Source organism: Fimbriimonadaceae bacterium (assembly GCA_023957775.1).
In the GTDB taxonomy this organism is placed as follows: domain Bacteria; phylum Armatimonadota; class Fimbriimonadia; order Fimbriimonadales; family Fimbriimonadaceae; genus JAMLGR01.
This window is the reverse complement of record JAMLGR010000002.1, coordinates 118743-139201: the sequence shown is the minus strand read 5'-3', so window position 1 is coordinate 139201 and position 20459 is coordinate 118743. Positions and strand designations below refer to the sequence as shown.

At 65.5% G+C, this 20459-nt stretch carries 17 protein-coding genes, 2 tRNA genes and 1 riboswitch; of the genes, 8 read left to right on the top strand and 11 right to left on the bottom strand.

Annotated features, from left to right (window positions below; translation table 11 throughout):
- The 5 genes from M9921_02235 to M9921_02215 all read right to left on the bottom strand — a co-directional run bounded on the left by M9921_02235 (nt 1) and on the right by M9921_02215 (nt 8031).
- Entirely contained in the window at nt 1–2022 is a 2022-nt protein-coding gene (locus M9921_02235) for a SpoIID/LytB domain-containing protein (GenBank protein MCO5295654.1), read from the bottom strand.
- A gap of 81 nt (nt 2023–2103) precedes the next feature.
- Nucleotides 2104–2604 (bottom strand): zf-TFIIB domain-containing protein, encoded by a 501-nt coding sequence (locus tag M9921_02230; GenBank protein MCO5295653.1) that lies wholly within the window; start codon nt 2602–2604, stop codon nt 2104–2106.
- A 22-nt stretch (nt 2605–2626) separates the two neighbouring features.
- The gene (locus M9921_02225) at nt 2627–4114 is read right to left on the bottom strand and encodes a DUF1501 domain-containing protein (protein ID MCO5295652.1); all 1488 of its coding nucleotides are present in this window, start codon (nt 4112–4114) and stop codon (nt 2627–2629) included.
- Nucleotides 4115–4119: 5 nt separating this feature from the next.
- Complete coding sequence (locus M9921_02220; protein MCO5295651.1) at nt 4120–7053, bottom strand: PSD1 and planctomycete cytochrome C domain-containing protein; 2934 nt, start codon at nt 7051–7053, stop codon at nt 4120–4122.
- 54 nt (nt 7054–7107) lie between these two features.
- A complete protein-coding gene (locus tag M9921_02215) occupies nt 7108–8031 on the bottom strand; it encodes a hypothetical protein (GenBank protein ID MCO5295650.1) in 924 nt (307 codons plus the stop codon).
- A 98-nt stretch (nt 8032–8129) separates the two neighbouring features.
- Between M9921_02215 and M9921_02210 the strand changes: the two genes are divergently transcribed.
- From M9921_02210 to M9921_02195, 4 genes are all read left to right on the top strand, one after another.
- Entirely contained in the window at nt 8130–8723 is a 594-nt protein-coding gene (locus M9921_02210) for an RNA polymerase sigma factor (protein ID MCO5295649.1), read from the top strand.
- Nucleotides 8720–9007 (top strand): hypothetical protein, encoded by a 288-nt coding sequence (locus M9921_02205; GenBank protein ID MCO5295648.1) that lies wholly within the window; start codon nt 8720–8722, stop codon nt 9005–9007. The genes M9921_02210 and M9921_02205 overlap by 4 nt, the downstream gene beginning before the upstream one ends.
- A 122-nt stretch (nt 9008–9129) precedes the next feature.
- On the top strand, nt 9130–10614 hold the full coding sequence (locus M9921_02200) for a hypothetical protein (protein MCO5295647.1): 1485 nt from the start codon (nt 9130–9132) through the stop codon (nt 10612–10614).
- A gap of 334 nt (nt 10615–10948) precedes the next feature.
- Nucleotides 10949–12196 carry an OFA family MFS transporter gene (locus tag M9921_02195; GenBank protein MCO5295646.1) on the top strand — a complete coding sequence of 416 codons (1248 nt, stop codon included), beginning with the start codon at nt 10949–10951 and terminating at the stop codon, nt 12194–12196.
- Between the two features lie 114 nt (nt 12197–12310).
- Here M9921_02195 and M9921_02190 read toward each other — a convergent pair whose 3' ends face one another.
- The 6 genes from M9921_02190 to M9921_02165 all read right to left on the bottom strand — a co-directional run bounded on the left by M9921_02190 (nt 12311) and on the right by M9921_02165 (nt 18500).
- A complete protein-coding gene (locus tag M9921_02190) occupies nt 12311–13084 on the bottom strand; it encodes a DUF817 domain-containing protein (protein ID MCO5295645.1) in 774 nt (257 codons plus the stop codon).
- Nucleotides 13085–13200: 116 nt separating this feature from the next.
- A tRNA-Gly gene (locus tag M9921_02185) sits at nt 13201–13275 on the bottom strand.
- 26 nt (nt 13276–13301) lie between these two features.
- Nucleotides 13302–13375 (bottom strand) — tRNA-Gly (locus M9921_02180).
- 102 nt (nt 13376–13477) lie between these two features.
- A complete protein-coding gene (locus tag M9921_02175; GenBank protein ID MCO5295644.1) occupies nt 13478–14236 on the bottom strand; it encodes a fibro-slime domain-containing protein in 759 nt (252 codons plus the stop codon).
- 91 nt (nt 14237–14327) lie between these two features.
- The gene (locus M9921_02170; GenBank protein MCO5295643.1) at nt 14328–16055 is read right to left on the bottom strand and encodes a carbohydrate ABC transporter permease; all 1728 of its coding nucleotides are present in this window, start codon (nt 16053–16055) and stop codon (nt 14328–14330) included.
- Nucleotides 16056–18500, bottom strand: coding sequence for an extracellular solute-binding protein (locus M9921_02165; protein MCO5295642.1), 2445 nt, complete (start codon nt 18498–18500; stop codon nt 16056–16058).
- Nucleotides 18501–18666: 166 nt separating this feature from the next.
- Nucleotides 18667–18811: riboswitch (cyclic di-AMP (ydaO/yuaA leader) on the top strand.
- Nucleotides 18812–18836: 25 nt separating this feature from the next.
- Here M9921_02165 and M9921_02160 point away from each other — a divergent pair.
- From M9921_02160 to M9921_02145, 4 genes are all read left to right on the top strand, one after another.
- The gene (locus tag M9921_02160; protein MCO5295641.1) at nt 18837–19115 is read left to right on the top strand and encodes a hypothetical protein; all 279 of its coding nucleotides are present in this window, start codon (nt 18837–18839) and stop codon (nt 19113–19115) included.
- A 117-nt stretch (nt 19116–19232) separates the two neighbouring features.
- Nucleotides 19233–19568, top strand: coding sequence for a hypothetical protein (locus M9921_02155; GenBank protein MCO5295640.1), 336 nt, complete (start codon nt 19233–19235; stop codon nt 19566–19568).
- Between the two features lie 120 nt (nt 19569–19688).
- Entirely contained in the window at nt 19689–20123 is a 435-nt protein-coding gene (locus tag M9921_02150; GenBank protein ID MCO5295639.1) for an MOSC domain-containing protein, read from the top strand.
- Entirely contained in the window at nt 20116–20457 is a 342-nt protein-coding gene (locus M9921_02145) for a hypothetical protein (protein ID MCO5295638.1), read from the top strand. Before M9921_02150 ends, M9921_02145 begins: the two co-directional genes overlap by 8 nt.
- Nucleotides 20458–20459: the final 2 nt, after the last annotated feature.

Here is a 20459-nt window from a genome sequence, read left to right as displayed (position 1 = left end):
CTAGAACCCGCCCCAGGGCATCATCGTGAAGATCTTGGCTCGGGCGGTTCGAGTCGGGTCGGCGACGCTGGCCGCCTGCACGACCGTCTCGCCGCCCGCCGTGGACGAAGCGGTGAACAGGCCGTTCGCCGAGATCGTCCCGGGTCCCATCAACACGCTCCAGGCGACCGCCGTGTTGGAAGACCCCGTCACCTCCGCGTGGAACTGTTTCGACTGGCCGCGGCCGAGTTTTGCCCAGATCGGGGATACCGATACGGCAATCGGCGAGCGGACGCGGAGCGCGTTGTTGAACCGGCCGTCTTCGATCACAAAGTCGCCCGAGTCGATGACGAAGTTGTTGTTGCGGTCGTAATAGAGCGCCGCCAGCACGTCGTGCATTCCCCAGGGTTGGCCACTCGACACCGTGAACGGGCGGGTCTGCACCGAAGTGCCGGGTGGAAGATCGACGCGTCGGTCCCCCGCGGGGTTCGAAGACCAGTTGGAACTGCCCGAAGGAGCGATCGACGCCCCCAGCAGAACGCGAATGATCGGTTGGTTGGCATCGATCGCCTCGTTGAAAGTCGTCGTTTGGCCGACAACCACTTCGCTGGGATCGGCGCCAAAGCCGACAAACGTCGCCCGCCCACCCTGCTCGAGTGCGTAGTTCGGGTAGTAGTGCGCCAGGATCTGCTGCCAGTTCTTCGTCCCGTAACCGTGCAGGGGTGCGCTCGAAGTGCACGATTGGCTGCTGGAAAGGCGACGGCCGGTGGCCCAGCGTGCCGACCCCCATTGGCACAGGCCGCGACCATGCCCGTTGTCGGCGAATCCGGTGCACACGGGGTCCGAGATGCACGGCCAGGTCGATCCGGTTCCCGACCACCCGTCGCCGCAGCCGTTGTTGTTGTTCTCGGCGGAGTACTCCGATCGTGCGACGGAACCCGAACTGGTGAGCAGCACCCACCCTGAAGTCTGGTCGGTCGCATTGTTCGCGTTGGTGGTCGTCGTGTTTCCGAACACCTGGCACGCGGTGGTGTCGCAGATGTCGTAGTTGGAGGTCGCGGGCGAGTAGACGAACGACACCCCGTAGCTTCGAACCGCGACGGCTCCAGCCCGAAGGGAGTCCATCCCGCCAGCCACGTTGCCCCAGCACGAGTACCACTCCGCCGGCAAGACGCCCTTGACGTAGCGGTCGAGCGTGTACACCTCGACGATCGTGCACGTCGTCCGACTCGAGCAGTTCCGGCCGACCCGGATGTACTTGGGAAGGGCCGGACCGGTCATCGAGTCCTCCCCGCCTCCCCTAGGCACGTAGGCGCCCTCCTGCTTCGTGCACGAATCGCAATCGGAGTTGTCGGCGAGTTCGCCTCCGGCACGATCGCGCAGGCGCGCCTCGTCCACGATGCGCTCGCCGCGCCCCTTGGCCAAGGCGATGCGGAACAGCGTGTCTCCCCCGGGCCACGTCTCGAGATTGCGGTGCTCTTCCGACTGGTGGCCGGGCAGTTCGAACCGGATCGCGAGACCCGGTTTGACCGGGACGTACGCGCGGAAGAAGCCGTCGGCCTCTGTGGACGTCTCGCCTCCGGGGACGAGGACGCGAACCCCGCCGAGCGGTTCGCCGGATGCCTCGTCGGCCACGTAGCCGACCACCAGATGCGCGTCCGGCCGGGCTTCGTTGCGGAGGGTGCCCGATGCGATCTTCGTCGGAATCTCCTCCGGATCCATGTGGAACTTGAGGTTGGCCGGACCATTCGGCGAGAGGGTCGTCTCGCTGCTCATCGTGCCGTGGTCTTCAGACGTGGCCACGATTTCGTAGGTCCCCAAGACCAGGCGGGCCGTCAGAATGGCGGCTCCCGAGCCTCGGGCAACGACCTTTCCGGTCGTTCGATTCCGCACGATCGCCGTCGTGGGCTTGACCGCCAAGCCCGTCATGCTGTCGCGAAACGCGATTTGGAGGGACTGGGTCGGGGCGGGGTTTCCAATCACCGCCGCGCAAAGCGCGAACAACAAGGCCGTTCCCAGACACCAAAGGGTGAGTCGCCGCATCCTTTCAAAACACCTCGACCCCCTCGAGGGGCCGGAACTGCCTCTTATGGTACACCGATTCCCCGCGCAGGGCCGGCCGTGCTAGGGCGAGCTGGCGTGTTCGCGCCAGTGCCGCAACGCATGAAGCAACGTGGCGACGCTGCGCTCGAGGGAGTGCGTTCCGATGCTGGCCGAACGCCCCTTGTGCATGCGCCGGGACGCCACCACCGCATTGACCTTCTCCCTCTGCTCCGTCTCCATGATGTGGTAGATCGCCTCCAACTCCTGGTCCTCCACGAAAATGCCCGCGCACTTCGGACACGAATCGATGACGACCGGAGAGTCGTAGCGGTAGCGATAGGATCGGAGATGGACTGTGCAGCGGGGGCACTGTTTCAGGGATCCGGGAACGTTCAGGACCTCGAATTCGGGAGTGAGGCGCGAGTCGAGCGCTTCCAGCGCCGCAGGGGCGGCCTGCGACAACTTGGCGAGCTCGCCGTCATCGAACCACACACCAGCGCAGTCCGGGCAGACGTCGATGGGTACGCCGAGATAGTCCAGCGCTTCCATCTCGATGCGGCAACTAGGGCAGAGCAGTGCCATGCCCTATTGTGGCCGAACCCCGCTAAGCGAGAAGGTCCTGGACCACGTGGCCGTGCACGTCGGTCAGCCGGAAGTCCCGACCCTGATAGCGGTAGGTGAGCTTGGTGTGGTCGACGCCGAGGCACCGGAGAATGGTTGCGTTCAAGTCGTGCACGTGGACCGCTCCAGGAACGAACTCGTCCGGTGTGGGATCGAGGGGGTTGCCGGACGCGTCCACGATGTTGTAGCCGTACTCGTCGGTCTTTCCGTAGGTGATGCCCGGCTTGACTCCGCCGCCGGCCATCCACATCGTGAAGCAGCGCGGGTGATGGTCGCGGCCGTAGTTCTCGTGGGACAGCGGTCCTTGGCAGTAGACGGTGCGGCCGAACTCTCCGCCCCAGATCACCAGGGTCTCGTCGAGAAGCCCTCGCTGCCGCAGGTCCTTGACCAGCGCCGCGCTGGCCTGGTCCACGTCTTTGCACTGCGCCGGCAGGTCGCGGGCGACGTTGTCGTGTTGGTCCCACCCGCGGTGGTAGATCTGGATGAAGCGCACATCGCGCTCGGCGAGGCGCCGGGCGAGCAGGCAGTTCGCTGCGAACGTTCCAGGTTTGCGCGCGTCGGTTCCGTACATCTCGAACGTCGCGTCCGGTTCGTTCGAGAAGTCCATCAGATCCGGCACGCTGGTTTGCAGGCGGTACGCCATCTCGTATTGCGCGATGCGCGCGGAGATCTCGGGATCGCCGAAATGGCCGAGCTGCATGTGGTTGAGCTCCGCGAGGCTGTCGAGCATCTGCCTGCGCGACATGCGGTTCACTCCGTCCGGATCGCTCAGGTAGAGCACGGGGTCGCCTTGGGTGCGCAGCGCGACGCCCTGGTGTTGGCTGGGCAGGAAGCCCGCCCCCCACAGGCGCGTGTAGAGCGCCTGCGCGTCGCGTTTGCTGCTCCAGGTCGAGTGCAGAACCACGTAGGTGGGCAGGTCCTTGTTGTCCGTTCCCAACCCGTAGCTCACCCAGGCGCCGATGCTGGGTCGGCCGGGAAGCTGGCTGCCGGTCTGGATGTACGTGACCGCAGGATCGTGGTTGATCGCCTCGGTGTACATCGAGTGCACGACGCAAAGCTCCTTGGCCACGGTCGCCGTATGCGGCAGCAGCTCGCTCACCCACAGCCCGTCGGCGTTGTTCTCGTAGCGTTGGAACTTGTACTTCGAGGGCGCGATGGGGAACCGGGTCTGGCCGCTGGTCATCGTCGTGAGGCGCTGGCCGTTGCGGATGTGCTCGGGAAGGTCCTCGTTGAACACCGCCTCCATGGCGGGCTTGTAGTCGAACAGGTCCATCTGGCTGGGCCCGCCGTTCATCACGAGCTGGATGACGCGCTTCGCCTTGGGAGGGAAGTGGGGGGCGCCGGAGTGGCCCTGGAGTCCCGGTTCCGCCCTCAAGATGGACGCGAGGGCGGCGGTGCCCACGCCCAGGGCGGTCCGCCCGAAGAGCTGGCGTCGGGTCATCAGCAAGGCTTGTTCGTCGTGGAGGTTCATGGTCGTTAGTGCATCGTCACGGTTTCATCGAGGTTGAGCATGAGGTTGCAGACCATGGTCCATGCCGCATGCTCGGCGGGGTCGAGGGATTCGTCGCGGGGCGCCTCCCCGGCGGAGATCAGCTTCTTGGCGTTGTCCACGTCGAAGTGGTACAGGGCGCGCTGCTCGCTCAAGGCGCGCAACAGGACGCCCTGCTCGGACGGCGAGGGATCGCGCGCGGTGGCGAGTCGGAACGCGAAATCGATGCGGCTCGCGTCAGGCCCTTTCTGGTGCAGCACGCGTTCGGCCATGACGCGCGAGGCTTCGAAGTAGGCCGGCGCGTTCATCGCGGTGAGGGCTTGAAGCGGGGTGTTGGTCCGCGCGCGCCGCACCACGCATGACTCCCGCATCGGCGCATCGAAGAGCAGCAGAGCCGGCGGCGGGCTCGTCCGCTTCCAGAAGAGGTAGAGGCTTCGCCGATAGAGCGCCTGCCCGTGGTCCTGAACGTACTTCGACGTGTCGCTGGCGGGGTAGGCAATCTCCTCCCAAAGCCCGGGCGGCTGGTAGGGCTTGACGCCGTGGCCGCCGCGCTCTTCGTTCAACAGCCCGGCCGCATAGAGGGCCTGGTCGCGCAGCACCTCCGCGTCGAGCCGGTATCGGGGGCCTCGCGCCAAGAGGCGGTTTTCCGGGTCGAGCGCCCGCTTCTCGGCGTCAACGGCCGCGCTTTGGCGGAACGTGGCGCTGGTCACCAGCAGCCGATGCAGCTTCTTCACGCTCCACCCGTTCTCGCGGAACCAGACGGCGAGCGTGTCGAGGAGCTCGGGATGGCTGGGGAAGTCCCCTCGGCTGCCGAAATCCTCGCTGCTCGCGACGAGGCCGGTGCCGAACTCCTGCTGCCAAATCCGGTTGACGATCACGCGGGACGCAAGCGGGTTCTTTCGGCTCACGATCCATTTGGCCAATCCAAGGCGGTTGACCGGCGCGCCGGAGGGGAGCCACCCGAAGACCCGGGGAATCGCCCGCGTCACGGGTGCGCCGCGCTTGTCGTACTCGCCGCGCTTGAGCACGTAGGCGGTGCGCGGCATCGGAAGCTCGGCGGCGACCAGCGTGCGGGGCAGCGAGGCGTCGAGCTGATCGCGCTGCGCGGAAACGGTCCGGTACCGCTTGGCGTCGGCGGAGTCGGGGCCCGACGCGAGAAAGGCCGAGGCGAACAGCCGGTGGTCGGCCTTGGCGCCTTTGTCGAGCTCCGCCTTGAGGCGTCCGGCCAGCGGGTCGGCCAGATCGATCGCCACGCCGTCGTCGCCGGTCGCGTTCACGATCTTCACAAGCAGTTCGTTCGCGCCCTGCTGCAGCGGCAGCCGCACCTTGTCGGCGCCGGGTGCGACCGCGCGGAGGGTCTTGTTCTTGTGGACGGACTTGCCGTTGAGCCAGACGGCGACCCCGTCGTCGCTTCCGAGCAGCAGTTCGGCCTCCCGCGCCAAGGGGGAATCCACCGTGGCGCGCAGGTAGACGGCGGCGTTCGCCTTGCCCACGACGCCCAGTTGGGCCTTACCCGGAGGCAGGTCGATCGGACGCCACTCGACGGTGTTCTTGAGCGCGCCGGGCTCCGGTCCGTAAGGCTGGTCGAAGGCCGCATCGAACGAGCCGGCGGCATACGGTCCCGCGAGGGTCCACGCGCCGACCGAGGGGCGGCGGGCGGCCTCGCGCTCGGCCCATGCGCGCGCCTCATTCGGATCGACCCGGGCTTCGAGAGACCGGAGGGCGGCGTCCCACTCCCTCAACTGGGCTTCCTGTTCGGGAAGCGCGGCCTTGACCGTGGGGCCGTGAAACTTGTCGTTGCCGTCCAGGGGCGCGTCTAGGGTGCTGTTGAAGAACGCGAACAGGCCGTAGTAGTCGCGCTGAAGGAACGGGTCGTACTTGTGGTCGTGGCACCGGGCGCACCCCAGGGTGACGCCGAGCATGACGGTGGAGGTCGTGTCCACGCGGTCGAACGTGTTCTTGGCGAGAAACTCCTCCGCGATGGCGCCCCCTTCATTCGTGGTGGGGTTCAGACGAACGTAGCCTGTCGCGATCAACTGCTCGGTCGTTGGGTTCGGAAGGAGGTCTCCCGCGAGCTGCCAGGTCACGAACTGATCGTAGGGCAGATCCTCGTTGAAGGCGCGCACGACCCAGTCTCGATACGGCCAGATGGACCGCTCGTTGTCGAGGTGCAGGCCGTGGGTGTCCCCGTAGCGTACGGCGTCGAGCCAGTAGCGCGCCTCGTGCTCGCCGTAGCGCGGGCTCGCCAGCAAGCGGTCCACGGCGCGTTCGTAGGCGCCGGCCGCCTTGTCCTGAAGGAAGCTGTCGAGCTCCTGCGGCGTGGGCGGGAGTCCGGTGAGCGTCAGGCTGGCGCGCCGCAGAAGCGTCGCCGGGGCGGCCTCAGGCTCGGGTTTCAGGCCGTTCGCCTCCATCTTTGCGCGCACGAAGGCGTCGACGAAGTTGCGGACCCACCCATCGCCCGGCACCTGCGGAGGATCGCTCCGCACGGGAAGTTCGAACGCCCAGTGCCGTTCGAACTTGCCTCCCTGCTCGATCCACTGGCGGACGAGCGCCTTCTCCGCGTCGTTCATCGGCTCGATGCCCGACTCGGGGGGAGGCATCTGGAGGGCGGGAATCTCGGGGTTCAACCGTTGCCAAACGAGCGACGCTTTGAGGTTTCCGGGCTCGATCGGCTTGGACCCGTGGCGCAGCTCCGCGATGCCCTGCGGCGTGTCGAGGCGCAGACCGGCGCGTCTCGATCCCGAGTCGGCGCCGTGGCACGTCCAGCAGTGTTTGGCAAGCAGCGGGCGGATTTCCCGATTGAAATCCACGCGGGTGGACTTCTGGACGGGAGGCGGGGTTTGGTCGAGGGGGCTCGAACTCCACCCATAGAGTCCCACGGCTACGGAAGCCAACGCGAAAGTCCACCTTCCCCAATGCATCCCGTTCAGTATACGAGCGTTCCCCTGGGTTCGCGCATTCGATTGCGGAACCACCTAGCGGGGGAGGGTCGGAGCGTGGAACGCGAGGGGAATGTCGGGGCCTTCGGGCGTGGTTTCCAGATCCGCCATCGCCGCGAGGAAGCGCTCCAGAAACAGGCGTTGGAGGGGGCGTCGGGAGCGTTTCGTGCGGTAGAGGTCGGACATCACGGTCGGGTTGGTGTTGATCTCCCACACGCGGATGCGGCCGTCGACCCAACCGTAGTCGATGCGCCCGTACTCGATTCCCGCGATCTCGAAGGCGCGCATCGCCTGGTCGGCGTGCGGGTTCTCGTTCGCGTAGGAGCACTCCTCCTCCGCCCGCGTGGCAAAGTGCGGGCTCACGACCTTCAGCGCCCAGTGGTCGCCCACGATCTGGTGTCGGGGGATGATCGCGTCTCCGACGCGGAAGGCCGCGAACTTGCGGTAACAACCGTCGCCGCCTCGGCAGTCTTCGTACTCCACCACGAGCAGATCGTCGCACGGGTCGTCCTGCACCGCCAGTCGGACCAGCGCACGCTCCAGCGCCTCCCGATCTTCGAGAAGGTCCGTTCGGGGGCCCAGGTGGTCGTTGGCGCCGCGCACGAACACGGGATAACGCAGATCCGCAGGAACGTCGTCGGGACGGAACGCGCGGTGCTCGTTGATCCCGGCCTCGAACATCGAGTGAAGCAGGGGAACTCGGGTGAGCACGGTGTGTGGGTTGTTGAGCGCGCGGCAGTGCGGGCTCACTTGATCCCACAACTGTCGGGCCAGTCCGAGCAGATCGGGGCTCATACGCTCGTGGTCGGTGAAGACGATCGTGGCGCGTGGGATCGAGCCTCGCTCGACGATCTCCTCGTAGGTTGCGCGAACCAGGGTCTTGCGCAGGGAGCGCGCCCAATCCCGGAACAGGTACCGGAAGATGTTGCTGGACCGGCGCGTCGTCAGGTACACGATCACTCCCGTAGCTTGGCAGATCGTGCGGCGCGCGCGGCATGGGGCTCGATTTGACTGAACGGAAGGAACTTTTCCGTCTTCGCCAGGGCTTTTAGACAGCAGTGGAGAAAGCGCTCGAGCGGGGCAAGGAGGGGCGACTGCGCGCGACGCAGGCCTCGATGCTGCCTTCCGAGCCGGGCCGGCGAAAGGCGCTCTTTCTCTCGCTGGTCCACACGAACGAGCCGACCCTGATCCGAGTGGCCCGCCGGCTCTGCCGTTCGCGCGACGATGCCGACGACGTGGTGCAGGAGGCGATCGTCTCCGCGTACAAGGCGTTCATGGCCGGCCGCTTCCAGGACCTACCGAACTTCAGGCCGTGGATGCTGACGATCGTGCGCAACACGTTTCTGCGCGGAGAGCGTACGCGGCGCCGCTGGGTGTTGACGGACGGGGAGACGTTGGCCGCCCTGCGCGAGTCCAAGAGGGAGCCCCCGGCGACGACGGACCGCGAGTACGACCTCGAGCAGGCGCTGATGGCGTTGAACGACGAACAGAGGCTTTGCGTCGAGCTCGTCTACTTCGAGCAGTTGGAGTACGCCGAGATTGCGGCGATGCTGCAGATTCCGATCGGGACCGTGCGCTCGAGGTTGGCGCGCGCGCGCTACTCGATGTACGAGTCGCTCACGGAATCCGAGCGAGCGAGGAGCGAACCATGAACTTCCACTCGGCGCACGCGCGCCCCTGCCCTTGGATGCGGATCGCCATCGCCCGATTGGCGGACGACAACCTGCATGGGTTCTGGGGCTGGTTGGCCCGCGAGCATCTGAAGCGGTGCTCGGTATGCCGCAAGGCCTACGAGACGCTCAGGGCGTTGCGGGAGCGGCTGTTCGGCACTGTGCCAACGGAGGAGGAGCCGCGCTTGGACGAGTCGCGCTGGTCGATGATCGAGCGCCGACTCGAGGAGGAGACGCCGCCGAATCGGGCGGGGCCACTTGAATAGTCCGGCCCGAGATGATCCTGCTAAGGAAACCAGGTGTTCTGTGCGACAATTCCCTTTGAGACCTGCAGAGGTCGCGTGGATTGCGCGTGCCGGAGAACCGGCGTTACGCGAAGGGGTGATTGATGAAAGTACTGAGTGGTGGGTTCCGAAAGGGCCTCCTCGCGTCGCTGGCTTGCGCCGTCTCGGTGACGGGCTGGTGTCAGCAGGGAGACCTTCACGCATGGGGCGACAGCGCTGGCGGCCAGTGGTTGGTGCCCGCAGGGGCGAACTACGTCGCGGCGGCGGCGGGTGATTTGCACGGGTTGGCCCTGGATGCCGACGGGTATCTCCATTCTTGGGGAACGAACACGAACGGCCAGGTGACGGCCACGCCCACCTGGGGCGGATTCATCGCAGTTTCGGCAGGCCTCAAGCACTCGGTGGCGCTCAATGCGGACGGCACGATCGCATGCTGGGGCGATAACTCCTATGGGCAGATCACCGGAACGCCGGTGACTGCCGACTTCGTGGCCGTTTCGGCGGGTGACTATCACACGATCGCGCTCAGGTCGGACGGTTCGCTCGCGGGTTGGGGGTACAGCAACTTCGGCCAAGCCAACGTCCTTCCCGGCAACGACTTCATTGCGGTGGCCGCGGGCCTTTACCACAACGTGGCGATTCGATCGGACCATAGTCTGGCGGCCTGGGGCGCAGACACGGGACAGGGCCAGCTCAGCGTGCCAGCCGGCACCGACTTCGTGGCAGTCGCCTGCGGGAGGCTGCACGGCGTTGCCTTGCGGACCGACGGGACGCTCGCTTCTTGGGGCGACGACTCCCAAGGTCAGGTGACGGACACGCCGGTGGGGGATGGTTTCGTGGCAGTGGCCGCGGGACAGTACCACAGCATCGCACTTCGCAACGACGGGACCCTCGTCGCTTGGGGGGATGACGTCAACGGCCGGGCGACGCCTCCGGTCGGCTCGAACTTCTTTGCGGTGGCTTCGCGAGGTTACTTCAGCGTCGCGATTGCCAATGCCGCCCCCGCGGACACGGACGGAGACGGTCTCAACGACGCGGACGAAGCGTTGTACGGGACAAACCCCAACAACCCGGACACGGACGGCGACGGCTTGTTGGACGGGACCGAGGTGGATATGGCGCAGGGAAGCGGTTGCCCGAGCCCTACCGATGCGGACTCAGACGACGATGGCCTGTCCGATGGGTCTGAGGTCACCCTTGGAACGTCGCCCTGCAACCCGGACAGCGACGGGGACGGGATTGGGGACGCATCCGATCCGACGCCGTTGACTCCGGGCGCTACGAACTCCTGGATCGAAGGCGAACTACGAATCGTCGCGAACTCGATCGGCGACCTTGCCCTGGTTGAGTTCGACGCTCCCAACAACAACGCACGGAAGGGACGGCGCAACGCGGCGAGCAACAAAGTCTCATCGGCTGCGAACGACGTGGCCCACGGCAGGCGGCAGGACGCCATCGAAACGCTCAACGAGTTGCTGGACAAGTTGGATGGCGACCCGCATCCGAAAGACTGGATGGTCGATGGCGCGGCGAAGGACGCGCTGTACGCCCAGCTCCTGTGGTTCAAGGCGTTGCTGGAGCTACCCTAACGGACGGGTTCGGGGACGGTGTCAAGGGGTGTTCTCGCTAGGGCGAGGGCACCCCTTCGCCATTGCGGACGTCGGGTGTACGCCGTCGACGACGAGCAGCGGATCGGCGCTGAGCACCCCATCCAGGTCCACGTCGGGACGGTCGGGCGCCAGATCGTGCGTCTTGACGACCAGTTTCCACGATTTCGGCGTTGCAGCGAAGGGGATGGGGCCCGAGTAGAATGGTGGTGTGACCCATTGCCTGACGCGCGAATCGAGTTCGCGCTCGGCTTCGAGCGGTCGTGCGTCCCGCAGCGGGCACCGGCGAGGGTGAAGCCCCGCCAAGGAGAGTCCGTTGACCGACGCCCCCTTCGTTCCACGAGCGTCCGTGCGCCATCGTGGTTGGATTGTCACCTTCGCCGGTACCGGCATCAACCTCGCATTGGGTGTGCTTTACGCATGGAGCGTGGTCAGCAAGAAGATCCCAGCCGAATGGGGGTGGACCGAGGCCGACAAGTCCCTGCCCTACTCCATCGCATGTCTGGTGTTCGCTCTGACCATGGTTCCCGCGGGGAGGATGCAGGATCGCCTCGGTCCGAGGGTGGTGGCCTCGATCGGAGGCGCGCTTGTGGGAACCGGGATGATTCTCGCAAGCCTGACCACCTCCGTGGTCGGCTACGTCGTCGGCTTTGGCGTGTTGGCGGGCGCGGGAATCGGGTTCGGGTATGCGTCCGCCACCCCTCCGGCGGTCAAGTGGTTTCCGTCGTCGCGGACGGGTCTGATCGCAGGGATCGTCGTGGCTGGTTTCGGGCTGGCGAGCGTTTACGTCGCCCCGCTGGCCAACAGCTTGATCGCAGCGAACGGGGTCCCGTCCACGGTGCTCGCGTTTGGGATTGCGTTTTTGATCGTCGTGGTGGGTTTGGCCCAGTTGCTGACGCCGCCACCGCCCGGGTTCGTCGTGGAGCCCTCGTCGGCCCGAGCCCGGCCGACGTCGCCCGACGTCGAGCCGGCCAAGATGTTGCGCACGTGGCAGTTCTATGCCATGTGGTTCATGTACGCGAGCGGTGCGGGCGCGGGCCTGATGATCATCTCGAAGCTCGCCAAGCTGGTCGAGGTGCAGGCGGGGCTGGCGCTCGGATTCATGCTGGTCGCCGTGTTGGCGTTGGGGAACGGAGGGGGCCGCATCGTCGCCGGAGTGGTCTCCGATCGGTTCGGCCGAAAGGCGCAGTTGGTCGTCTGCTTCCTTGTTCAGGCGGCGTTGGTGGCGACGCTCTCCCAGGTTTCGGAGGGAGCCCCGCTGGCCTCGACTTGGGCGATGGCGCTGTTGTGCGCCGCGATCGGCGCGAACTACGGGGCGCACCTATCGTTGTTCCCGGCGATGACCAAGGACTACTTCGGCATGAAGCACTTTGGCGCGAATTACGGGCTGGTGTTCACCGCTTGGGGGTTGGGTGGATTCTCTTTGTCGCTCCTGGCGGGAGCGGTCTTCGACCGGACGCAGAGTTTTGCGTTCGCCTACAACTGCTCGATCGCCTTGTTGCTGGCTGCGGCCTTGGTTACCGTGTTTCTTCGGCCACCCAAAGACAGCTCAAGGACCCGCTGACTCGACCGCTCGAGCGACGAGGCCCGCTGGATTCCCCGACAGAACTTGTGGGTGACGAAGACGTTGAACCGGTCGTCGGTTCCGTCCGCAAGAGAGGTTGGCGTGTGGCCCGTTTCAGTGCGACACCGTGCGAGCGTTGAGGGGCGCGTCAAGCGGTCCCTCCTTCCAAGCCCAGATCAGGCTGAACGCGACCAGGACCATCATCGACCAACTCCCAATCTTCGAGGGGTCCACCCACTGCCAACCGTGCCGTTGATGCGGGTACTGCCAAGCCCCGAGGTACGTGCACAGGTTTTCGCCCACCCAAACGAAGAACCCGATCAGTCCGAAGGCAAGGGGCAACCGCATCCGAAACCGCATGTCCGCGCACGTGAACCGCGCGGAACTCTGCATGAGCAACAATGCAAGTCCAACAATCATCGCCGCGCGGTAGTCGCCGATGGCCCGGCTCGTGAAGAAGTTCGCGTAGACCAGCCCCACTCCCAACAGCAGGCACGCCCGGTTGGGCATGTCGGAGACTTCCAGGTCGAATACCCGATACGCCTGGAACACGTAACTGGCGACGCTTGCGTACATGAAACCGGAGAATAGGGGCACTCCGAGGAATTTGGTGAAGGCAAACTCGGGATAGATCCAAGAGCCTTGGCTCACCTTGAAGAGCTCGAGTCCAAGGCCGACGGCATGGAAAGCACAGACGGCGACCAGCTCCTTCTTCGATTCAAGGCCGCTCCACACCATGCAGAACTGCATCCCAAGACAGGTCAGAAGCATGAAGTCGTAGCGGGGGAGGAGGTGCTGCCAGTGCGAGACGGCGAGCATGGCGAAGATGAACAGCGCGAACACCGACGAGCGAACCTGCTTCAGGAAGAACCCTGCGAACTCGCGCATGGAAAGCACAACAAGGCGTATCCCGATTTTGTCCCCGGGGGGTGATGTCACTGAGGGAACGGCTCGCCCGCCGTTCGGTCCTGCGCCAAGGAGCGACCATTCCGGTTCAAAAGGGCTGGAGCGGGCGACGAGACTCGAACCCGCGACCCTCTGCTTGGGAAGCAGATGCTCTACCACTGAGCTACGCCCGCTCGCGGAACTAGATTATAGCCGGGAATGGAGCGGGCGATGGGAATCGAACCCACGTGGCCAGCTTGGAAGGCTGGAGCTTTACCATTAAGCTACGCCCGCTCGCGGATCGGGTCCGATTATAGCATCGCGCGAATCGGCCCCAAAGCAAGAAGGGCGGCTCCGGCTTTGGAGTCGCCCTTCGAGAGGTGGCGGAAGGAGAGGTTAGCTGCGGCGGGCCTTGCGACGTCGCGCGGCCGTCGCAAGCGCGGCGGCGCCCAGCACCATCGTGGCGGGCTCCGGAACGGGCGGGGTGCTCGTCAGGTCCAGGTTCGTTTGAATCTTGAACGTGGACTGCGTGGTGTGGCGCTCGGCGAAGAACATCTTCATCGTGTAAGCGTTCCCGTCCGTAATGCCCAGCGCCGCTGCCGAACTGTCCAGGTTGACGCTTCCGGACGCGGTGCTGTGGATGCCGCCGAGGTCAACCGCGAGTTTGCCGTTCATGAAAACCCACAGGTCGTCGTCACCCTCGAAATCGAAGTGCTGGCCTGTTCCCGCAAAGTAAGTGAACGTTGCTTCGACCTCGTAGGTGAAGTGGAAGTTGTGGCCGTTCCCCTCGTTGCCGAACAACTGCCCGTCGATCGGGAAGAAGCTCTGGTTGTTGTACTCCCACAAGCCGCCTCCGATGTCGCTCAGCGAAATCGTGAGGTTCGCCGGGGAGTTGACGCCGCCGACGTCGTTGTACCACTGGTCGAACGTGGCCGCGCTGGTTACGCTGCCGTATCCGGGTGCACCCACGAAGACGGGGTTGCCCGCACCGTTCAGCGTGGTGTCGACCATTCCGGTCTTGACGCCGCTGATCGCAGCTTCCATGTCCGGATGCGCCTGATAGAAGTCGCGAATGCGACCGGTCAGGTCGTATGCCTGGGCGCCGGCGACGCCGGCAACGACAAATGCAGAAAGCAAAAGCTTCGAAAAACGCATATCTCCTCTCCTTCAATGCAGGACTAGAGTGTACACGAGAGGCAACCACCGTGAGGCCACAGAAGTGACAACTGGCAATTTCACCTGGCGACTACCGGCCCCCGAATCCCGATAAGGTCACGCCCTCGATGAAATACCGCTGCGCGAAGAAGAACAACAGCAGCACCGGCAGCATCGAGAGCGTGGTGAACGCCATCAGCAGCCCCGGCTCCCCTCCGCGATCGCCCTGGAAGAGCTGCACGGCGTAGGCGACCGGCATGTTCTCGGGCGAGTTCACGTAGATCAGCGGACCCATGAAGTTGTTCCAAGCCGCCATGAAGGTCCAGATCGCGATGACCGCCAGCGCGGGTTTGACCTGCGGCAACATCACCGCCCAGTACGATCGCAGGTAGCCGCAGCCGTCGATCTTCGCCGCGTCTTCCAACTCCATCGGCACGTTCATGAAGAACTGGCGCAGCAGGAACACGTTGAACGCCGAGGCGAAGAACGCCGGCACCCACAACGGGTACAGCGTGTCGATCCAACCCAGCCAGCGGAAGATCAGGAACTGGGGCAGCAACGTCACCGCCGCGGGGAGCATCATCGTGCTGAGCAGGAGCGCAAACAACGCGTCGCGACCGGGGAACCGCATGCGCGAGAACGCGTACGCCACCAGCGAGCAGCTTAGAAGCGTGCCCAGCACGTTGAGCACCACCAGAATCAACGTGTTCTTGAGGTACACGAGCCCCTTGAGCGTCTCGACCGGCAGGAAGTCCAGAGCCTCCGTGTAGTTCTGCCACCGAAGCCCGATCTTGCGGAGCGGCTCGACCTCGTTCGGCAAGGCCGTGTAGACCGCGCCTGCGAGCGCGGGCGGCTTCATCACCGCAACGCGGCGGCTTCCGTCGTCCAACTCCTGCACCACCTTGCCGGTTACCGCGGTGCCCTGGTAGGTGCCGGTCACCAGGGGGATCTGCTTCGGAACCTCCTTGAGCGCCTCCCTTGGGGTTTCGAACGTGAGCCCGCGAAGGGCCATGGGCCGCAGGATGTCGAGCTTCACGCGCCCGTCGGGCAGGGTTTCCAGCACCGAGCCCTGGACCGTCGTTCCCTCGTAGTCGCCCTCGAGCAGCGGGTCCTCCCGGTCGTAGTAGGGCACCGTGAGCTGGACGCGGGGGACCCACACGATCCCGGTCGGCGAGGCCATGTCGCGATCCTCTTTGAAGCTCGTGATGGTGAGCCACAAGAACGGCAACCCGAACACGATCGAACCCGCGATCAGCGCGACGTGCGCCACCGCGGTCTTTCCCCACCCTCGGCGCTTGGCCGAACGCCCGGACCAGGCCATCGCGCCCACCGCGGCCACCGCCAACAGCGCCACGAGCCCCAACGTCGCGGGTGAAACCGCGATCGCACCGCGAAGCACGTCGATCGGGTCCGAACCCGATCGGAACCAGAGGAAGGACGCGCAGGCCGCCACGGCCCAGATGCTCCCGGCGAGAAACCGCTGCCGTCGAGTCTCGACCCGGTGCTCCAGCATCGCCTGGCCCAGGCGAAAGGCTGCGGCAACGAAGGCGGCGAGCGCCACCCATGCGGAGAAGGGCATGAACAGCCACACGAGCGGGACCGAAAGCCCCGCCCGCTCCGCGGGGCGCGTGAGCTCGCTGCCGACGACCGTCAGCAACGCGCCGAGTCCGAGCGCGATCGCTGCTCCGCGGGAGGCTTGCGCGCGGGGCAATCCCGGGGGCGCCTGCCACGCGCGCACGGCCAAAGCGGCCGCCCTCAGACCCAGCGCGAGCCCGATCCAGACCCCCAGCGTGCCCGCCAGATAGAGAACCGGACCCATCTAGCGGTCCACCTCGTAGTGCACCCAACGGGGGGCGAGCTTGAACTGGAGGAGCGTGAGCAGCAGGATCAACGCGAAGATCGCCCACGCAAGAGCGCTCGCGTAACCCATCTTGAAATAGCTGAACCCGTTCGTGAACAGGTGGTACACCGGCACGAGCAGGGAGTCGCCGGGGCCCACGGGGCCGTCGGGCGCTTTCATGACGTACACCCGGTCGAACTCCTGAATGGCCGCAATCAGCCCCATCACGACGTTGAAGAACACGATCGGGCTGAGCTGGGGCAAGGTGACGGCCCAGAACTGTCTCCACGGGGAGGCGCCGTCGATTTCGGCGGCCTCGTAGAGGGTGCCCGGCACGCCCTTCAAGCCCGCCAGCCACAGGATCATCCCGCTTCCCGCACCCCACACCCCCATAAGGATCAGCGAGGGCTTGGCCCACGCCTCGGAGCTGAGCCAGCCGGGCGGCGGAGTGCCGAACCAGTGCGTGATCGTCGCCTGCCACCCCGCGTTGATCAGCCCGCGATTGGGGTCGCTGTAGAGGAGCCAGATCCAGAGCACGGCGCTGGCGACCGTCGGCACGATCGCGGGCATGTAGAAGAACGTGCGGTAGAAGCGCATGCCGCGCACGGCGGCGTTCAGCAGCAACGCCACGGCAAGGCCGGTGACGATGCCGAGCGGGACCCCGAACCCGGCGAGGTACAGCGCGTTTCCGAGCGCCTTGAGGGTGTTTCCCTTATCCGTGGTGCCGATGTCGATGTAGTTCCGCAGGCCCACCCAGTGCGGCTCGCTCAGCACGTTGTATTGGGTGAAGGAGAAGTAGAGGGACGCGATCATCGGTCCCAGAAGGAAGATGAGAAAGCCGACGAACCACGGGGCGATCAGCAGGTAGGCCCAGCGAGCCTCGCTGCGCGCGAGCTTGCCCAGCCGCTGGCGCCGGAACGCCACGGCCATCCACGCGGCGGCGATCAGGCAGGCCGCGATGCCCATGGCGATGGGGATGCGCTGGTCCACGACGGGGTACTTGTCGCGGTCGTAGACCGCGTCCAGCTCTCGTTGAACGACGGCCTGGCTGGCCCGCAGCGCCTGCTTGGGGGTCATCTTGTGCAACGCCGCCAGCTCCATGGCGCGCACGTGCTCGTCCCAAAGGACCTGCCCGACGAACGTGACCGGGCGGATGCGGCTGTACGGCATCATGTCGATGTGCGTCCGGAGCGCCTGGGCAAAGGCGGGAAGGACCGGCTTGAACTCCTTCCACATCTGGTCGTTCGCCTCGATGTTCCCCTGGATGCGCGGCATGAACGTGCGGCCGCGCCTCCGCTCCCAATCGCGTTGGGCGCGGTTCTCGATCATGCGCCCCTCTTCGCTCGTCGCGAACTTGATGTATCGCCACGCACCCTCGACGTTGCGCGCGCCCTCGGGAATGGCGAGGGAGAAGCCGCCCACCCACGTGATGAACGTGTCCTTCTCGTCCTTGAAACGCCCGCGTTTGAAGTACCGATCGTCGGGGACGGGTGCGGGCGCGGTGCCGAAGTCGAGGTTCGGGCCGTAGCGCGAGAGGTTGTTGAGGATCCAGTCCCCGTCGATCTTCATCACGATCTTGCCGAGGATGAACGGGTCGTTCTCGTTGCCGACGAAGCCCGTTTCGAACCCCTTGGCGGCCTCGTAGCCCCCGATGAGGTCGTACCCATCGACGATGAACTGGAGGGCTTCCTCGCTGGCGGGGGTGTCGAGGGTGCACGTGCGCCCGTCGGGCGACAGGAACTCGGCGTTGTTTTGGAACGCGTAGAGGTAGAGCCACGAGTTGCCGAAGTTCGGAATGAAGCCGATGCGCTTGTACGAGCCGTCCGGGTTGCGCTCGGTCAGGACCTTCGAGTAGGCGAGGAGCTCCGACCACGTCCGAGGGGGGCGCTCGGGGTCCAGCCCCGCGGCGCGCAGGTCCTTGGCGCGTTCGCGGAAGATGCTCTTGTTCCAGTAGAGCACGCGGTCGTCCGCGGCGACCGGGACGGCGTACACTTTGTTTTCGAACGAGGCTTCCCGCCAGACGGCCGAGTAGTACTGCTCGGGGACGGGGCAGAGGGGATCCCGTCCCCGGTCGCGGGCGATGAGGTCGTCGAGGGCTCGAAACGCGCCCCGGCTCGCCCAGTCGCCGATGGTGAACCGATCTTGGACGATCACGTCGGGCGCGACGTTGCCCACGATGCTCGTCATGAGCTTTTGTGGGTTCATGCGTCCCGCGCCCATCGAGAGGATGCGCACGTTCAGGTCGGGATTGCGCTCTTCGAAGGCGCGAATGACCGCTTCGAGGCCCTTGGAGTCTGGTCCGAGGCCCAATCCCCAAACCACGACGTCCGACTTGCCCGAACCCGGCGTCGAGGGCGCGCCTTGAGGGGCGACGATCGCGCAGACCGCGAGCGCCAGGAGTGTGCAGAACAGTCGCGTGCGCATGGGACCCGAAGACATTGTACAGTGCCGCCGCGGATCGGGTTGAACCGGTGAATACGTATTCACGCAAGCGAACTCGCGGGTTTTTGAACGCGAATGTTGAAAACAGGGGCGATTTCTGGCCGTTTGTGCCGTATAGAATAGTGAAGACGCCCATTTCGGTGAGCGTCGCAAACCAAGGCCGAGTTCCGTTCCGGTGATCGCCGGCGGAAACGGGGGACCCGATTATTGGGGTGTACTTTCGCAGCCGCGAAAGCGGGTGGTTTCTGGCCCGAACCCGACAGCTAACCTCGTAGGCCCATGCAGGAACCAGATCTTCGGATCTGGAGGAGGTCGTGGATGCTGACAGAGTTTGAAGTTCGGCGTCGAGTCTCCGAGATTCAGGTCTCGGACATTGCGCCTACGCGCAAGGCTCGGCTGATTCTTCGACTTGGGCGCAAGCTCAAGGCTCAGACTCGCTTACACGCCCGCGCCCTATCGGCCAGGTCGGTGGACCGTAACACCGCTGTGCGTTTCGAGCGCATGCTCCGGAGCTTCCAGAAGCTGTACGAAGAAGTACGGCAGGTTGCCGAGGCGCTGCTTCTCGCGCGCGCAGGCACGGTGTTCGCACCGGCTTAGCACCGACAGTGACGAGGGCCTTAGGCTCTCCATTTGGACCGCGGCTCCGACATCGTTGTCGGGCCGCGGCTTTTAGAAGCCGTTCCCGAAAGGACGGCCGCCAAGGAGGCACATGACATGACGCTGCTATCCGAAACCGAGACCCTTCGCGAGATCGTCACGATCGACGAAGAGCCGTGTGGCGCCATGCGCAAGGCAAGGCGCTATCTTGCCGTCAGCCGCAGGCTCCGTTCGGCGCAGGCCGAGTTGAGAAAGTGGGCCGAGGCTCCAGACTTCGACGAGGCGGCACCGGCCGCAAAGGGAGTGCGCGAGCAGTTGCACTGGTTGCGAAAACTGGACGGAGAGGTGCGCGTGCGCGCGTCCAAGGCGTTGCGCAGCCTTCGCAAGATCCGCCTGGGATTCGGCTACGGACCCCACGCACCCCCGAAGCTGTTCGGCCGCCGCTCCCTGTAAACGCAACGTGAGGGCGGGTGCCACGCCCGCTTGGCGGGCGTGCGGAACTTGAGCTCGCGGCCGTCCGGCGGGCGGGGAACTTGGAGCCGTTCGCGGGGTTGAGGCGGTATCCTTCGCCCCATGGCGCGCGGAACCGTTGTGGCCCTGCATCTCAAGTCGTCCGCGGACTCACTCGAGCCCGTCGACGAGTTGGTCGCCGTGTCCGGCGAGGGGTTTGAAGGCGACGTCCATCGCGGGCGCGCGAGACGCCAGGTCCTGTTCGTCGCGATCGACCAGTTGGAGGCGTTCGGCTACGCTCCGGGAACCTTGAGGGAGCAGATCACCGTCGAACTGCCGGGGCTGCAACAACTCCCGCTCGGCACGCTGGTCCGCGTGGGTGAAGCGTCCTTCGAGATCACCATGGATTGCGACCCCTGCACGAAGATGGCCCTCCGATTGGGCGAAGAGCCCGAGGCGTTCAAGCAGAAACTGGACCATCGTCGCGGCATGCTGGCGGTCGTTCGCGACGGCGGCACGATCCGGGTCGGGGACGAGGTGCTCGTCGCCAGTGGCTAACGCCAAGCGACCCGTGTTTGCCGGGAGGGTCGTCGGGATCCTCACGTTCCTGGTGGGCATCGGGCTGCTGTTCTGGACGTTCCAACTCGCCTACCACATGTTCACGGTGCCGCAAAGCGTCGCCCTGGGGATGAAGGACGGACAGGCGGTGGATCTGCCCAAGGCGGGGGAAGCGCTGGCGAACGTGCTCCTTCGTATCGTGCTGCTGCTGGTGATGGCCATCGTGGGTTCGGTGATCGCCAACCGAGGCATCAAGCTCTACGACACCCTCGGCCATCCGCCCGAACCCAGCGCTCCAACCGAAGCCCAGCCCGGAAGCGCGCCTTCGGAGTGACG

Coding starts and splice junctions, on each gene's coding strand:
- M9921_02235 (MCO5295654.1), bottom strand. CDS start 2,022: ATGCGGCGACTCACCCTTTGGTGTCTGGGAACGGCCTTGTTGTTCGCG.
- M9921_02230 (MCO5295653.1), bottom strand. CDS start 2,604: ATGGCACTGCTCTGCCCTAGTTGCCGCATCGAGATGGAAGCGCTGGAC.
- M9921_02225 (MCO5295652.1), bottom strand. CDS start 4,114: ATGAACCTCCACGACGAACAAGCCTTGCTGATGACCCGACGCCAGCTC.
- M9921_02220 (MCO5295651.1), bottom strand. CDS start 7,053: ATGCATTGGGGAAGGTGGACTTTCGCGTTGGCTTCCGTAGCCGTGGGA.
- M9921_02205 (MCO5295648.1), top strand. CDS start 8,720: ATGAACTTCCACTCGGCGCACGCGCGCCCCTGCCCTTGGATGCGGATC.
- M9921_02200 (MCO5295647.1), top strand. CDS start 9,130: ATGAAAGTACTGAGTGGTGGGTTCCGAAAGGGCCTCCTCGCGTCGCTG.
- M9921_02190 (MCO5295645.1), bottom strand. CDS start 13,084: ATGCGCGAGTTCGCAGGGTTCTTCCTGAAGCAGGTTCGCTCGTCGGTG.
- M9921_02175 (MCO5295644.1), bottom strand. CDS start 14,236: ATGCGTTTTTCGAAGCTTTTGCTTTCTGCATTTGTCGTTGCCGGCGTC.
- M9921_02170 (MCO5295643.1), bottom strand. CDS start 16,055: ATGGGTCCGGTTCTCTATCTGGCGGGCACGCTGGGGGTCTGGATCGGG.
- M9921_02165 (MCO5295642.1), bottom strand. CDS start 18,500: ATGCGCACGCGACTGTTCTGCACACTCCTGGCGCTCGCGGTCTGCGCG.
- M9921_02160 (MCO5295641.1), top strand. CDS start 18,837: ATGCTGACAGAGTTTGAAGTTCGGCGTCGAGTCTCCGAGATTCAGGTC.
- M9921_02155 (MCO5295640.1), top strand. CDS start 19,233: ATGACGCTGCTATCCGAAACCGAGACCCTTCGCGAGATCGTCACGATC.
- M9921_02150 (MCO5295639.1), top strand. CDS start 19,689: ATGGCGCGCGGAACCGTTGTGGCCCTGCATCTCAAGTCGTCCGCGGAC.